Below are 15736 nucleotides of genomic sequence, written 5' to 3'. Positions count from 1 at the left end.
ACTTGAATATAAACAACCAAAATATCGAAGAACTAATTGCGCTTTGTAAAGACAACAATCAAAAAGCGCAATTTGAAATATACAATCGCTATTGTAAAGCGATGTATAATGTGGCTTTTCGTATTGTAAAAGACGAACATTTTGCACAAGACGTCATGCAGGAAGGTTTCTTAAAAGCTTTTACAAAAATCAATGACTATAAACAAGAAGTGGCTTTTGGCGCATGGTTAAAAAAAATAATCATCAATTATAGCATCGATTTTTACAAGAAAAACAACTCTTTTCAGGTAGAAGATTTAAGTAAACAACTTTATAAAATTGAAGAAAATGATGGAATTATTTCTGAAAACATTGACTTGAACTCACTTAAAGTAAAACAAGTTTTAGATACCATTTTACAGCTGAAAGATAATTACAGAATGGTATTGACGCTTTTTTACATTGAAGGTTATGATCAAGAAGAAATCTGCGAAATTTTAAACATCACATATGCAAATTGCAGAACAACCTTGAGCAGAGCCAAAGACAGTTTGAGAAAAAAATTGGAAGAGATATAAAATGAATTGGAATTATGAAAAATGAAAAAGACAATTTAGACGAATTATTCAACAGATTTGAAAACCAATGGGATATTCAGGAATTAAATTCTGATCATCAGGTCGATTTTCTACAAAAATTAAATAAAAAAGAGCCTAAGAAAAGATATTGGTTCGCAACAGCTATTGCCGCTTCGATCGTATTGATGCTTGGAGTATCGCTTTTTTATAAAAATGAAAAACCAAAAGAATTCAAATTTGCTTCTAAAGAAACTAAACGCACCGATTCTATTTTCAATATTCTAATTGACAACGAACTGGTTAAGCTCAAAGAGAAAAATTCGCCAGAAAATCAGCAGATTATTAATGATGCGATGAATCAGATGAAAACTTTTGATGCTGATTATCAAAAAATTATAAATGAACTGCAAAAAAATGGTGAGAACAAACAAATTATATATGCCATGATTAGCAATCTTCAAACGCGTATTTCTTTTTTGCAAACCGTTCTGAAAAGAATTGAAGACAACGAAAAACTAAAAAACAACTCTAATGAAAAAACACTATAACTTACTAATCTTGTTTCTTTTGATTCCTTTATTAGGGTTTTCAAACGATGACACTTATATCACTAAACAAAAAAACATCAAAAAAACTTATATCGTCAATTCAAATGCAGGAATAGATGTTGACAACAAATATGGAAGCATAACGGTTACAACTTGGGACGAAGACAAAATTGATTTGGATATTACTATAAAAGTAAATGGACCAAATGAAAATTGGGTAAATGAACGTTTAAATAGTATAGACGTTGATATTACTGCTCTTAAGGGATTGGTTTCTGCTGTGACAAAACTTGGAAGCTCTAATGTTAAAAGTAAAGGAAGCAATAATAGTTTTGAGATCAATTATGTGATTAAAATTCCAAAAAATGGATCTATGAAATTGGTCAATAAATACGGTAATATTTCGGTTCCAAATGCAGAATCTTCTACAGATATTGACTGTAAGTACGGAAAAGTTGCTTTAGGCAAACTAAACGGATCAAACAATCAAATCTCTATTCAATATTGCCAAAATTCAAGTATAGATTACATTAAAACAGGAAATATTGATGCTCGATATTCTAATCTTAAGATTAATGATTCTGGTAATTTGAATCTAAGTGCAAACTATACAGATGTTAATTTAAATGATGGTCAGAATATTAAAGCTGATTGCAGCTATGGAACTTTTAAATTTCAAAAAATCAATTCTTTGAGTGGTTCAGGAAACTATTTGACTTTTATTATTGGAGAAATTTCAAGCAACTTTAGCTACGATACCAATTACAGTAAAATCAGTATCGGAACAGTAACAGAAAAAGCTGGAAATATCACAATAAACTCAGGATATACAGACATTACAATTGGTTACGTTCCCAATTATGCTTTTGACTTTGATATTTCTGCAAGATATTCAAACATTAAACATGATAATTCATTAGAAGTTTCTGTTACTGAGATTAAAAGCAACAGCAAAAGAATTGCAGGTTTCTATAAGAAAAAAGGTCAGAATAAAATCAATATAAATTCGAACTACGGAAATATTTCGCTAACAAAAAATTAATCATCTAAAAATCAAAACAATGAAAAAATCAATTTTATTATTAGCGCTAGCTATTTTTTTTACAAATAGCACAGTTAATGCACAAAACAAAGTACAAGGTAACGGAAAGATAGTTACTGAAACAAGATCTACTGGAGATTACGATGGTATTAAAGTAGCAGGTTCTTTTGATGTGGACTTAGTGTCTGGAAAAGAGGGGAAAATCACTATCAAAGGAGAAGAAAATTTATTAGCTGTTATCAAAGTCGAAGTTGAAGATAATTCATTAAAAATTTATGTGGAGAAAGGTACTCAAATACGTACAAGTTCAGGTAAAATTCAAGTTACCGTTCCATTTGAAAAAATCTCTGAATTAAGCTTAGCAGGATCTGGTGATATTCAATCAAAAGATGTGATCAAAAATGATAAATTTTCAATCAAATTATCTGGCTCTGGAAATTTTACTTTACCGGTTGATACCAATAATTTAGAACTGAACGTAAGCGGATCAGGAAATGTACGTTTAAAAGGAACTGCTACTAATTTCTCAGCTAAACTTTCTGGTTCTGGAGATATTAATGCTGCCGATTTAAAATCGAAGGTTGTTGAGGCTAATGTTTCGGGATCTGGAAACAGTAAAGTTGCTTGCGACGAAAGCTTAACGGCTAGAGTTTCTGGTTCTGGAAATATTAGATATGTTGGTAATCCTGAAAAAAAAGATACTAAAGTTTCTGGATCAGGAACTATTTCAAAAAGCTAATTATTCAAAAAAATATCACGAATTACAAAAAAAATCATCAATCAAAATAATCCTTGCAATTCGTGATATTGGTTTTATAAAAAGGCGTTTCGATTAATTTGAAACGTCTTTTTTATGTACTCTTCTTAGTAGAAATATTGATGTAACGAAGAAAATTGCCAAAATTACAATTGCAGCACGCGGACTTCCTGTAATTTGATCGATAATTCCGTAAACACACATTCCTATCACGATTCCAATTTTTTCTGCAACATCATAGAAACTAAAGAATGATGCCGTATCTTCTGTTTCTGGTAATAGTTTTGAATATGTAGAGCGTGATAAAGACTGAATTCCTCCCATTACAAATCCTGCTACGGTTGCCATAACATAAAAATGTGTAGGTAATGTTATGAAATAAGCCAAAGCACAAAATACAGCCCAGATTCCATTAATAAATATCAAAGTGGGAACATTTCCCCACTTAGAAGAAGCATAAGAAGTTAAAAGTGCTCCAAAAATAGCAACAATCTGAATTAATAAAATACAAATTATTAAACCTATTGTACTTTCTTCTTTTGAAGACCATTGAATTTCCTGTGCTCCAAAATAGGTTGCAACAAGCATTACAGTTTGCACTGCCATACTAGAAACAAAGAAACCTCCTAAGTAACGCTTTAAGGGAATATTTTCCTGTAATAATGCCCAGACTTTTTTTAGTTCTTTAAAACCATTAAACACAACAGCTTTTGTTAGTTTCTGTCCTGTTTCTTTACTTCCTTTTGGCAAATAATAATACGTATATTGACTAAATAAAATCCACCATATTCCCACCATCACAAAAGAATATTTCATCGCTTCCATTCTTGCAATATCATTTTCAGCTCCCATTATCATCCATAAATTGATAGCCAACAAAAGAACGCTTCCGAAGTATCCTAAAGAATACCCTTTTGCACTTATTCCATCCTGTTGTTCTTCAAAAGCAATATCTGGCAAGTATGAATTATAGAAAACCAAACTTCCCCAATATCCCAATAGCCCAAGAAAATAAAATGCTAATCCGATATATATATTATCCAGATCAAACCAATATAATCCCATACAGGATAAAGCTCCCATGTAACAGAAAAACTTCATGAAGGATTTTTTATTTCCTACGTAATCAGCAATTCCTGATAATAATGGAGAAATGAAGGAAACTACTAAAAACGCAGCTGCAGTAATAAAACTAATTAAAGCCGAATTTTTAAGATGCATTCCGAAAACATCGATGTAATGATCGCGATCACTGAATAAAGCTTCGTAAAAAATTGGAAAAACAGCAGAAGCAATTGTCAAAGTATAAACAGAGTTTGCCCAATCATAAAATGCCCAAGCATTTAAAAGCTTCTTATCTCCTTTTTGTAGGTTTTTCATAGAAATGGTTTTGTTAATAGGCTACGAATTTATCTAATTTTTATCATAATCAGATAGAAATTATCCAATTCGTTCATTAATAAATTATAAACAAAAAAGCTATTCGTTATGAATAGCTTTTCTTGATGTTCTAAAAATATATTTTATTTAATAGTTCCTACTTTTAGTGCAATTGCTTTTGCTTCTGGAATTAAAGCTTTAATATTTGCAATCCTTGTAGCATCAGAAGGGTGAGTACTCATGAATTCTGGAGTCGAAGAACCACCAGATTTTGACGACATTCTTGTCCAAAATGCAACTGCATCGTCCGGATTATAGCCTGCAATTGCCATCAATGTCAAACCAATTTTATCTGCTTCGCTTTCATTGCTTCTGCTAAAAGGAAGCATTACTCCTACCTCAGTTCCCATTCCATAAGCTTGTGAAAATATTTCTCTTGTTTGTGCAGATTTATTTGTTGTAGCAGCATCTAAAACGGCTCCCCCAATTTGCTGAAGTTGCGCAGCGCTCATTCTTTGTGCTCCGTGATTGGCTAAAGCGTGCGAAACCTCGTGCCCCATAACTGTTGCCAAACCAGATTCATTTTGTGTAACAGGTAATATCCCTGAATAAACAACAATTTTGCCTCCTGGCAAACACCAAGCATTAACTTCTTTATTATCAACCAATTTATATTCCCAGCGATAATCTTTTAAATACTGTGACTGTCCTAAATATGTTAGATACTTTTCGGCAGCAGCCTTAATTTTAAATCCAACATTTTCAACAAGTTTTGCATCTGCCGTTCCTGTAATAACTTTATTTTCAGACAAAAAAGTACTGTATTGCTGAAAAGAAGTTGGAAACAATTCGCTATTTGAAACAAAATTCAAATTTTGTTTTCCAGTAATTGGATTTGTTGCACAAGCCATAACAAGCGCCCCAAAAACTCCTAAAAACATATATTTTTTCATAATTCGAGCTATTTTTATAACAAAAATACGATTAAAAAAAATAAAATATTTTATACATTAAAATAAAAAAATATCAAAATTTAACTATTCGCCAACAATATGAAGTTCATTAAACTCTTTATCAACTATTAAGAAATTATTTTGCTCAAAACTAATTTTGTCAAATTCAATCTTTTCGTTGTCAATTTCTATTTCTACAACTTTAAAAGGCAATCCAATAAGGTTGATTTTATATTTAGTGTAAGGAGTTATATACTTCCCTTCTTTATGAAGTTGAATAATCAATTCCTTTTCTTTTCCAACATGTCGGAACGACAAATAACTGTAGCGTCCTTTTTTGTAATCGTAACCATCTTGAGCATCTTCATATACAGCCGACTGTTCTTTACCATTTTTATAGTAAACATCCAATGTTAATTCATCAAATTCTAATTCGCCTACATACTGTTGAACAGGATATTTTGGAATAATTGCTCCAGCTTTTACAAAGACAGGAATCTCATCAAATTTGGTATCAATCCAAATTTCTCTTCCTCCGATAAACAACTCATTGGTCCAATAGTTATACCATTCCCCTCTAGGAATATACATACGTCTACCTACAGCATTAGGTTCAAGTATAGGGCAGACTAAAATCTGGTTTCCAAAGATAAACTCGTCGTTGCGATAATGTGTTTGCGTATCATCTTGATCATAATAAACCAATGGCTTTAGCATAGGAACTCCCTCCTCAATATATTGCCAAAACATAGTGTACAAATAAGGCAACAATTGGTAACGAAGACTCACAAATTTTCTAGTAATATTAATTACTTCTTCATCAAAAGCCCAAGGTTCTTGATTTCCATGATCTCCAGAAGAATGAGTTCTACAGAAAGGGTGAAAAACACCTAATTGAATCCAACGTGCATACAATTCTCCTGTTGGCTGTTCGGCAAAACCCCCAATATCAGAGCCTGTAAATCCCATTCCAGAAATAGATAATCTCTGAACCTGAATATTTGCAATCCATAAATGTTCCCAAGTTGCTACATTATCACCTGTCCATGATGATGTATAACGCTGCGCGCCAGCATAAGCCGATCTTGTAATGACAAACGGACGTTTTGGATATGCAAATCGTTTTACACCATGATAAGTGGCTCTCGCCATTTGAGTTCCATAAATATTATGAGCTTTTCTATGGCTACAAGGATTTCCATCGTAAACATGACGAACATCCATGGGAAATGTTTTATTAGGAACCTCCATAACAGCTGGTTCATTCATATCATTCCAAACTCCCTTTACTCCAATTTCTGCAATTAATTCTTTAAATAAACCAGCCCACCATTCTCTAACTATGGGATTTGTATAATCAGGGAAATTACATTCTCCTGGCCAAACTTTTCCTTTCATATAAGGACCGTCGGCTCTTTTACAGAAATAATCTTTTTCTAAAGCTTCTTTATAAACCCAGTAATCTTTATCAATTTTAATTCCTGGATCAATAATTACAATAGTTTTAAAACCATCTTCTGCTAATTCAGAAACCATTCTTTTTGGATCAGGAAAATAGTTTTTATTCCAAGTAAAGCATCTAAATCCGTCCATATAATCGATATCCAAATAAATGGCATCACAAGGAATCTGAAGCTCTCTAAATTTTGATGTAATTTCTTTAACCTTACTTTCAGGATAATAACTCCATTTGCATTGATGGTATCCTAAAACCCAAAGTGGCGGTAATTCTGGTTTACCTGTTAAATCGGTATAAGTGGTAACAACGTCCTGCATTTGAGGACCATAAACAAAATAATAGTTCATTTCGCCACCTTCAGCCCAGAAACTAGTAACATTTCTTCTTTCTTGACAAAAATCAAAGAAAGTTCTGAAAGTATTATCGAAAAATATACCATAAGACTGTTTGTTATGAAGTCCAATATAAAAAGGAACCACTTTATATAACGGTTCTTGATCTTTCTGGTAAGCATATTGATCTGTAGCAAAATTTTCTACTCTTTTGCCTTTAAGATTCATTTGAGTGGCTTTATCGCCTAAACCGTAATAACATTCGCCATCTTTAGCGAATTTGCTCATTTTTACAATATTCCCGCCATATTCGTAGCTTTCTTCCCAATGAAAACCAAGTTCATCTTCAAGAATTAGAAAATCATTTAAATCGTAAATCGCAAGACGAAGATCTGCTTTCTGAATTTTACATTTAACTTTACTAGTTCTAATTTGAAAGTAGGTTTCTTCTTCAGTAACTTCCAAAAAGTTGTAGCCATGAAGTTGTGTTTTATCAATGGCATATGAAAAATCGTTGCTGAAATAGCCTTTTGTAGTAAAACGGAATCGAATTAAACTATCACGAAGAATAGTAACTTTTAAAATTACCTTATTATCCGTATTAAAGAAAATAGAATCTCCTTCATGTTCATACGAGACAATTTTTGATGGATATAAATCGCCTTTGTATTCTAATGATGTGTTTGTAATCATATCTCCAATGAATTAATTTATAACATTTTCTTTCATTCAAACATACAAAAAAAGTCTGTAACACCCTATGAATAAAAGGTTTATTCACGAAAACGTTTTTTCTGAATGAGTTACAAATTACCAAACAAAAAATCAACAATTTGATAATTTTGAAACGATATAATAACAAAATCTTACTTCAAGATTTTAAATTAAACTAAAATATATACGGTAACGCTCAAAGGTGGCAAAACTAGTTCGGCAGAAAAATCTCTTCCATCATAAGATATTGAATCTGTTTTTAGAATTTTAGAATTTTCTATACCACTTCCGCCATATAATTTGGCATCGCTATTAAAAATTTCTTGCAGTTTGCCTTTTCTAGGAATACCAATTCTATAATTTTCTCGAACAACTTGAGTAAAATTGCACACTACAATAATATTATCATCTGGATTATTTCCTTTTCGGATATAAGACAAAACAGCATTTTGATGATCGGAATAATTGATCCATTCAAAACCGTCTCCAGTAAATTGTTTCTCATACAAAGCAGGCTGTGATTTATACAATTGATTTAAATCGGTAATCAATCTCTTTATTCCAGAATGAAAGTCATATTGTAACAAATGCCAGTCCAAACTTTGTTCGAAATTCCACTCCCCTGTCTGACCGAATTCAGCACCCATAAAGAGCAATTTTGTTCCTGGATGTGTAAACATGTAGCCGTACAACAATCTTAAGTTTGCAAAACGCTGCCATTCGTCTCCAGGCATTTTATAAATCAGAGATTTTTTGCCATAAACTACTTCGTCATGAGAAAATGGAAGCATGAAATTTTCAGTAAACGCATATGTCATAGAAAAAGTCAATTCATTTTGGTGGTATTTTCTATAAACCGTCTCTTTCTCGAAATATTTTAAAGTATCATGCATCCAACCCATCATCCATTTCATTCCAAAACCTAAACCTCCAAAAGAAGTGGGTCTTGAAACCATAGGAAATGAAGTACTCTCTTCTGCAATAGTCTGAATACCATCAAAATTAGAATATATTACTTCATTAAATTCTTTAAGAAAACTAATTGAGTCTAAATTTTCCCTTCCCCCAAAAATATTAGATTCCCACTCACCATCTTTTCGAGAATAATCTAAATAAAGCATCGAAGCAACAGCATCAACACGAAGTCCATCGATGTGATAATTCTGAAGCCAAAAAACAGCATTACTTATTAAGAAAGCTCGAACTTCATTTCTTCCATAATTAAACACTAAACTTTTCCAATCTGGATGATATCCTTTTCTTCTATCTGGATGTTCGTATAAATGCGAGCCGTCAAAATATCCTAAACCATGCGCATCATCTGGAAAATGTGATGGAACCCAATCTAGAATTACACCAATTCCTTCCTGATGCAATTTATCTACCAAGACCATAAAATCCTGCGGTTTCCCAAAGCGAGAAGTTGGCGCAAAGTATCCTGTTAATTGATATCCCCATGAGGGATCATAAGGATACTCCATAATTGGCATAAACTCAACATGCGTAAAACCAGTTTCTTTTACATATTTTACTAAATCATCTGCAAGTTCAAGATAGGTTAAAAATCGATTATGATCTCCTCGTTTCCAAGAACCTAAATGCACTTCATAAACCGAATAGGGTTTGTCTAGAGCATTAAAATCCTGACGGTTTTGCATCCAATTATCATCTTTCCATTTATAATCCAAGTCCCAAACTACAGATGCCGTATGAGGCGGTTTTTCGCAATAACGTGCAAAGGGATCGGCTTTTTCGGTAATTACGCCATTTATATTAGATTGAATTTTGTATTTATAAAGTGCTCCTTTTGAAATATCTGGAATAAACCCTTCCCAAATTCCAGAAGAATCCCAGCGAACATTTAAATTATGTTCACCTTGCGTCCAATAATTAAAATCACCAATTACAGAAACAGCTTGAGCCGTTGGAGCCCAAACAGCAAAATAAACGCCTTTAACTCCGTTCACTTCAATTAAATGAGCTCCAAGTTTTTCATATAATCTGAAATGTTTGCCTGCTTTGAATAAGTCTATATCAAAATCGGTAAAAAGAGAGTGTGCAATTATTTTAGTCATATTTATTTTTTAAGACAATTGAAGGTGGTTCCGATAGCTATCGGAATTTTTATTGGAACTTAATTTAGATTATTCAATTCTAAAATTATCAGATAATGTTACTCCTTTTTTGACAACAACAATTCCGTCTTTTATGCTGTATAATTCATTAGTAAAATTGTCTAAATGCTTTCCTCCCGAAATATGCACATTGTTTCCAATACGAACATTTTTATCAACCAAAGCATTTTTGATATAACAATTCTCTCCAATACCAACATGAATTTTATTAATACTGCTTTCATGATTTAATTCTTCTAGATCCTGATAGAAATCATTACCCATTACGTAACAGTTCTCCAAAACAGTTCCTTCGCCAATTCTAGAACGAATACCAATTACAGAGCTTTTAATTTCTTTTGCATTAATAATACAGCCTTCAGAAATTAAAGATTGATTGATAATCGAATTTCTAAATTTAGAAGGAGGTAATAATCTTGGCCTAGTAAAGATTTTGTTTTCGTTATCAAATAAATTAAATTCTGGAATATCTGCAGTTAAACCAATATTTGCCTCAAAAAATGACTCAATATTTCCAATATCTGTCCAATATCCTTCATATTGATAACTTAAGATTTTATGCTTCCCAACAGCTTGCGGAATAATTTCTTTTCCAAAATCTTTCGTTTCTTGGTCAGCCATTAATTCTTCTAGCAATGGTTTATTGAAAATATAAATTCCCATCGAAGCGAGATACTTTTTACCCTTTTCTTGCATCTGTTCACTCACTTCAGATTCCCATTCTGGCAATAAAGAAGCATGAGGTTTTTCTATAAACGCATGAATGTTGTTTTCATGATCTGTTTTAAGAATACCAAATTCTGGAGCATCTTTGGCATTTACTGGTAAAGTTGCAATAGAAATTTCAGCATCAGCCGCAATATGTGCTTCAAGCATTTCATTAAAATCCATTTGATACAACTGATCTCCAGAAAGAATTAAAGCATGGTCAAAATCGTGCTTTAAAAAATGTGACATACATTGTCTTACTGCATCAGCAGTTCCCTGAAACCAAGTCGGATTATCAGGAGTTTGTTCTGCAGCTAAAATATCAACGAAAGATTGGCTAAAAATACTGAAATTAAAAGTGTTTTTAATATGAGCATTTAGAGATGCAGAATTAAATTGTGTCAATACAAATATTTTAAAAATATCAGAATTAATACAATTCGAAATCGGAATATCGACCAAACGGTACTTTCCTCCAATAGGAACTGCCGGCTTTGATCTTGTTTCTGTCAATGGAAATAAACGTGAACCCTGTCCACCTCCTAAAATAATGGCAACTACATTTTTCTTTTTAAATTTCATTTTGCTGAATTATTAAGTTGTATATTTCGATATATTCTTGGCAAACACTTTCCCAGGAATGATCTGCTGACATTCCTTTCGTTAAAACTTTATTGAAATTTATTTTATCCTCATACAACCTAACAGCACGATTTATTGAATAGCATATATCTGCTACCGAAGCCTGATCATGACAAATGCCATTTCCGTCATCTCCAAAATCAACAACCGTGTCTCTTAACCCTCCAGTTCTTCTAACAATCGGAATAGTTCCGTAACGCATAGCATACATTTGATTTAACCCGCATGGTTCAACCCTAGAAGGCATTAAAATATAATCTGAACCTGCATAAATCAAATGCGCTAAATCTTCATTATAACCTATAAAAACATTGTAATTTCCTTTATAATCATTTCGCAGTTGAGTTAACTGCGATTCAATTTCTGCATTTCCTGATCCTAAAATCAAAATATTAATTTCTTCGAAATGTTCAGACAATGCCAGAGCAGAAGCATGTGGGAGTAAATCACCTCCTTTTTCTTCAAACAATCGACCAATAAAACTAAATAATGGTTTTGACGGATCTAATTCAAATTCTTCGCATAGCTTTTCTTTATTTTTTCTTTTTCCCGTTTCAAAATCTTCAATCGAATAATTTTCGGCAATCATTTGATCTTTCATAGGATTCCAAACTTCGATGTCAATTCCGTTTAAAATTCCTTTCGATTTATTTCTTACAGAATTAAACAGTGATTCTAATCCATTTGCTGATATATTAATTTCATTCAAATAGCTCGGAGAAACAGTAGTTATGGCATTTGCACATTTAATGCCAACGGCCAATGAATTTATCGAATTGCTCCATTCTAAAAACCCAACATGTTTTAGATTAAATTCTGGCAAATAATATAATTTATCAAAACCAAACCACCCCTGATATAAACCATTATGAATAGTTATAGTTGTTTTTACATTCTTTAAACTTTCATATTTATAAGCAAACTGCAGCATAAACGGAATAACACCAGTATGATGATCATGGCAATTAACAATGTCTGGAATTGCACTTCTAGCGATTATCCAATCTAGTGTTGCTATCTGAAAAGACAAAAATCTTTCGATATCATCTTCATAACCATACACATTTGGTCTATTAAACAATTCATTAATTTCTATTAAATACAGTTCGAAACCCAATTTGTCTGTTGTCTCTTTTAAGACACTAAACGGGAAATTAAAATTTCCTAATTTAACATTACCCCAATGAACACACTCAAAATCATTTTCTTTTCTAAATTTAGTGTCATAACAAGGAATTACAACTCTAACATTATGACCGGCAGATTGTTGATATTTAGGCAACGCACCCACAACATCACCTAATCCGCCAACCTTTGCTACAGGATAACATTCTGCGCTAATATGAAATATTTCCATTTTAGAAATTAATTTATGATTATCATAAGAAGCAATAATTTATATACTACTTTTATGCTTTTTAAATTTAGCAAAAAAACAAGCAAAATCCTTCCTTAAAATAAGTTTTATTGAAATGGCAAAAAAGGCAATCAATCCTACTAAATCATTAAAAATTCCTAAGATTATTATAATATCTGCGAAAATTTGCGCTTTTATTTCTACAAAATTAGTTACAAAATTTGCTGCAAAGATTTTCACAACACCAATAAAACATAAAGTTCCTAAACGAGAATTAGAAATGGATGCCAAAAGCATTCAAGAATTAATTTATGTTCCAGCAATTGATAAAAGTGTTGTTACATATACTTATGGGCAAAGTGAACGTAAAGTATTATTGGTTCACGGTTGGTCTGGAAGAGGGACACAACTTTTTAAAATTGCAGACGAACTTTTAGCAAAAGGGTATTCCACAGTTAGCTTTGATGCGCCGGCACACGGAAAATCAAAAGGTAAAACAACAATAATGTCGGAGTTTATTGCTTCTGTTTTAGAAATAGAAAAGCAATTTGGACCTTTTGAAATTGCAATCGGACACTCTTTAGGTGGAATGTCTGTTCTAAACGCAATTAAAGATGGGCTTCGAGTAAAAAAGGCAGTAATTATAGGAAGTGGAGATATTGTTCAAGATATTTTAGATGAATTTACTTTTAAATTAGGTTTGCAAAAAGAAATTAGCAATCGTTTAAGAGATGCTTTTGAAGAAAAATACCAAGTAAAAATGGATGATTTTTCAGCTTACAGAGCAGCTCAGAAAATTAATATTCCTGTTTTAGTTATCCATGATAATGATGACCCTGAGGTGTCCGTAAAAGCTGGTAAACACATTCACGAAAACCTTAAAAATGGAACTTTGTTTTTAACCGATGGATTGGGGCATAGAAAAATACTTGGAAATCAAAATGTTATCAAAAAAATTCTAGAATTCATCAAAATCAATTAACTTTATAGATAACTATTTCAATATTACTTTAAAAGAGATTAAAATGGATCTATTTGGAGAAACATCAAACTGGGAAACTAAATTAAAACCCATTTTAAAAAAGTACAAAAACAAAAAACATCCATTAGATTATCAAAATCCATATCAATTATTGGTTATGGTTGTTTTATCTGCTCAAGATTCTGATGCCAATATTAACTCAATTGCACCAGCTTTGTTTGAAAAGTTCCCTACACTTAAAAGTTTATCAAAAACCGATTTAGAAACTTTTTTACCTTTTATATCGAAAGTTCGAAATCACGGAACTAAAGCTCAATGGCTTTTAGATATTGCAACAACTATAAAAGAGGATAAGGATATTCCTCTAACAATGGCTGGATTAACAGCATTAAAAGGGATTGGTAGAAAATCTGCAAATGTAATTTTAAGAGAAACTGGCAAACCTGCAGAAGGAATTATTGCAGATTTACATGTAATACGAGTTGCTCCAAGAATTGGAATAATTAAAGAATCTAAAGATGGAAATAAAGTAGAAAAAGATTTAATGCAAGTCTTACCTAAAAATATTTGGTCAGAAATAGGAATGGCAATTTCCTTTTTAGGGCGTGAAATCTGCAGACCTAAACCAAAATGTCCAGAATGCCTTCTAAATGATGTTTGCTTGTATTATAATACTGAGATCCTCAAAAATTAATTATTTTCTTCTTGTATCAATCAAATAAATAATTTTCCAAGAATCTTTCTCTTTAAACAAAGTAAAAGTATTCACACCAGAATGACTAAACTTATCATTCAAATAAAATTCATAAGGAGCCCAAACATGAGCCATTGATCCATCAATTTGAATATTATAACTTAATATTTTTTCTTGAAATTTCAAAGTTGAGGGAATTGATGCTATGGATTTGTAAAATTCATTTGCAGTTTCATTAGATAATTTATTCCCTTTTGCAGTGCTTTCGCTAATAGACTGCAATATCATTTTTTCAGAACAAACTAATTTTATTTTTATAGAATCTCTTTGATGAAATCCTTCGAAAAATGATTCAATACATTGCTGAACTTCTTTTTTTTGAGCATTGGCAGATAATCCAAAAAGAAGAAAAAAAACAATTATATAAATTTTCATAGTCATAAAATTATTAAACACCAAACTGAGAAAAATGATGATCTAAATGTTTGGCGAACATATTATTCCATTCTTTAGAAGATAATTTTCCAAAAGAAAGAGATTCCTTTCCTTCAAAATTATCTTTTCCTAATTCTAAAGTTTTATTGATATAAGCTATAAGTCTTTGTCTTTCAAGCTCAAAGTTACGATTACCATTTATAATAAATTGTGGAGCTGTTCGTATATTTTTTGGATAAGGAGTCTCATCTACTACTTTATCCTTAACAAATGATTTCAATAAAAATCTCATAAACGCATTTGGCTTCTTATGAATATCATCATACACCATTTCATACGTAACATTACAATGAGCTAACATCTGATCTACAGACATTTTACCCCAAAGCGGTTGTGTATCTGATTTAAGATGATTGATTCTCTTCACAAATTGGTCACAATCTTCTTTAAGAAAAACGTTTTGCATAATTTTTAAGTATTGTAGAATATAAGGAATAGAGAAGTAAAAATATAAAATTAATCTCTGATATCAATTTTATGCAAAAAAAAACTTCAATTAACAAAAGTTAATTGAAGTTTTCAGTACTCAGAGCGGGACTTGAACCCGCACGAACATTGCTGTTCACTGGATTTTAAGTCCAGCGTGTCTACCAATTTCACCATCCGAGCATTAAGTGGTACCTCCAGGGATCGAACCAGGGACACATGGATTTTCAGTCCATTGCTCTACCATCTGAGCTAAGGTACCATAATGCTTATATTTCTATAAGCAAAATTTAGAATAAAAAACCCCGTTTTTAAACAGGGTTTTCAAAAGAAAGGCGACGACATACTCTCCCACATAACTGCAGTACCATCTGCGCAGGCGGGCTTAACTTCTCTGTTCGGGATGGGAAGAGGTGAGCCCCGCCGCAATAACCACCTTAAGGTTTTTAAGTCTAAAGCCGAAGGTCATAAAGTCTAAAGTTTTCACTTTCAGGCTTTGAAATTTTCGCTTTGCGACCTGCCCGCGACGGGCAAATATTTTAACATACTGGGATA

At 32.0% G+C, this 15736-nt stretch carries 14 protein-coding genes, 2 tRNA genes and 1 rRNA gene; 6 read left to right on the top strand and 11 right to left on the bottom strand.

All coding sequences use genetic code 11. From position 1 onward, the window contains the following. The first annotated feature begins 2 nt into the window (after window positions 1–2). From JC605_RS07185 to JC605_RS07170, 4 genes are read left to right on the top strand one after another with little or no spacing between them, the layout of a single operon-like run. The gene (locus JC605_RS07185; RefSeq protein ID WP_198855550.1) at window positions 3–557 is read left to right on the top strand and encodes an RNA polymerase sigma factor; all 555 of its coding nucleotides are present in this window, start codon (window positions 3–5) and stop codon (window positions 555–557) included. A gap of 14 nt (window positions 558–571) precedes the next feature. Continuing rightward, window positions 572–1105: an anti-sigma factor gene (locus JC605_RS07180; protein ID WP_198855549.1), complete on the top strand. Its 534-nt coding sequence runs from the start codon at window positions 572–574 to the stop codon at window positions 1103–1105. Beyond that, complete coding sequence (locus tag JC605_RS07175) at window positions 1089–2147, top strand: hypothetical protein (RefSeq protein WP_198855548.1); 1059 nt, start codon at window positions 1089–1091, stop codon at window positions 2145–2147. The genes JC605_RS07180 and JC605_RS07175 overlap by 17 nt, the downstream gene beginning before the upstream one ends. Window positions 2148–2166: 19 nt before the next feature. After that, window positions 2167–2886: a head GIN domain-containing protein gene (locus JC605_RS07170; RefSeq protein ID WP_198855547.1), complete on the top strand. Its 720-nt coding sequence runs from the start codon at window positions 2167–2169 to the stop codon at window positions 2884–2886. Window positions 2887–2979: 93 nt separating this feature from the next. Here the strand turns inward: JC605_RS07170 and JC605_RS07165 are convergent, their stop codons facing one another. From JC605_RS07165 to JC605_RS07140, 6 genes are all read right to left on the bottom strand, one after another. Beyond that, the gene (locus JC605_RS07165) at window positions 2980–4284 is read right to left on the bottom strand and encodes an MFS transporter (RefSeq protein WP_198855546.1); all 1305 of its coding nucleotides are present in this window, start codon (window positions 4282–4284) and stop codon (window positions 2980–2982) included. Between the two features lie 143 nt (window positions 4285–4427). Beyond that, complete coding sequence (locus JC605_RS07160) at window positions 4428–5237, bottom strand: M48 family metallopeptidase (protein WP_198855545.1); 810 nt, start codon at window positions 5235–5237, stop codon at window positions 4428–4430. An 84-nt stretch (window positions 5238–5321) separates the two neighbouring features. Beyond that, complete coding sequence (locus JC605_RS07155; protein WP_198855544.1) at window positions 5322–7721, bottom strand: glycoside hydrolase family 31 protein; 2400 nt, start codon at window positions 7719–7721, stop codon at window positions 5322–5324. Window positions 7722–7912: 191 nt separating this feature from the next. Further along, window positions 7913–9817, bottom strand: coding sequence for a 1,4-alpha-glucan branching protein GlgB (gene glgB, locus JC605_RS07150; RefSeq protein WP_198855543.1), 1905 nt, complete (start codon window positions 9815–9817; stop codon window positions 7913–7915). Window positions 9818–9886: 69 nt separating this feature from the next. Beyond that, entirely contained in the window at window positions 9887–11167 is a 1281-nt protein-coding gene (locus JC605_RS07145) for a glucose-1-phosphate adenylyltransferase (protein ID WP_198855542.1), read from the bottom strand. After that, window positions 11157–12584, bottom strand: a complete 1428-nt coding sequence (locus JC605_RS07140; protein ID WP_198855541.1) for a glycogen synthase — start codon at window positions 12582–12584, stop codon at window positions 11157–11159. The genes JC605_RS07145 and JC605_RS07140 overlap by 11 nt, the downstream gene beginning before the upstream one ends. Before the next feature lie 115 nt (window positions 12585–12699). On the opposite strand from JC605_RS07140, the gene JC605_RS07135 reads away from it, so the two are divergent. Both JC605_RS07135 and nth read left to right on the top strand, forming a co-directional pair. Next, entirely contained in the window at window positions 12700–13566 is an 867-nt protein-coding gene (locus JC605_RS07135; protein WP_198855540.1) for an alpha/beta hydrolase, read from the top strand. 43 nt (window positions 13567–13609) lie between these two features. Further along, on the top strand, window positions 13610–14260 hold the full coding sequence (gene nth / locus JC605_RS07130; RefSeq protein ID WP_198855539.1) for an endonuclease III: 651 nt from the start codon (window positions 13610–13612) through the stop codon (window positions 14258–14260). On the opposite strand, the gene JC605_RS07125 is transcribed toward nth, so the two are convergent. The 5 genes from JC605_RS07125 to rrf all read right to left on the bottom strand — a co-directional run bounded on the left by JC605_RS07125 (window position 14261) and on the right by rrf (window position 15621). Further along, the gene (locus tag JC605_RS07125) at window positions 14261–14695 is read right to left on the bottom strand and encodes a nuclear transport factor 2 family protein (RefSeq protein ID WP_198855538.1); all 435 of its coding nucleotides are present in this window, start codon (window positions 14693–14695) and stop codon (window positions 14261–14263) included. Between the two features lie 13 nt (window positions 14696–14708). Further along, on the bottom strand, window positions 14709–15161 hold the full coding sequence (locus JC605_RS07120; protein WP_198855537.1) for a DUF1569 domain-containing protein: 453 nt from the start codon (window positions 15159–15161) through the stop codon (window positions 14709–14711). A 117-nt stretch (window positions 15162–15278) separates the two neighbouring features. Continuing rightward, window positions 15279–15364 (bottom strand) — tRNA-Leu (locus tag JC605_RS07115). 6 nt (window positions 15365–15370) lie between these two features. Further along, window positions 15371–15443, bottom strand: a tRNA-Phe gene (locus tag JC605_RS07110). 68 nt (window positions 15444–15511) lie between these two features. Then, window positions 15512–15621, bottom strand: a 5S ribosomal RNA gene (rrf, locus tag JC605_RS07105). Window positions 15622–15736 lie beyond the last annotated feature (115 nt).

Source organism: Flavobacterium sp. IB48, assembly GCF_016405855.1.
GTDB lineage: Bacteria > Bacteroidota > Bacteroidia > Flavobacteriales > Flavobacteriaceae > Flavobacterium > Flavobacterium ginsengisoli.
Note: the sequence above shows the minus strand (reverse complement) of the source record. Positions and strands in the feature narration are given on the sequence as shown.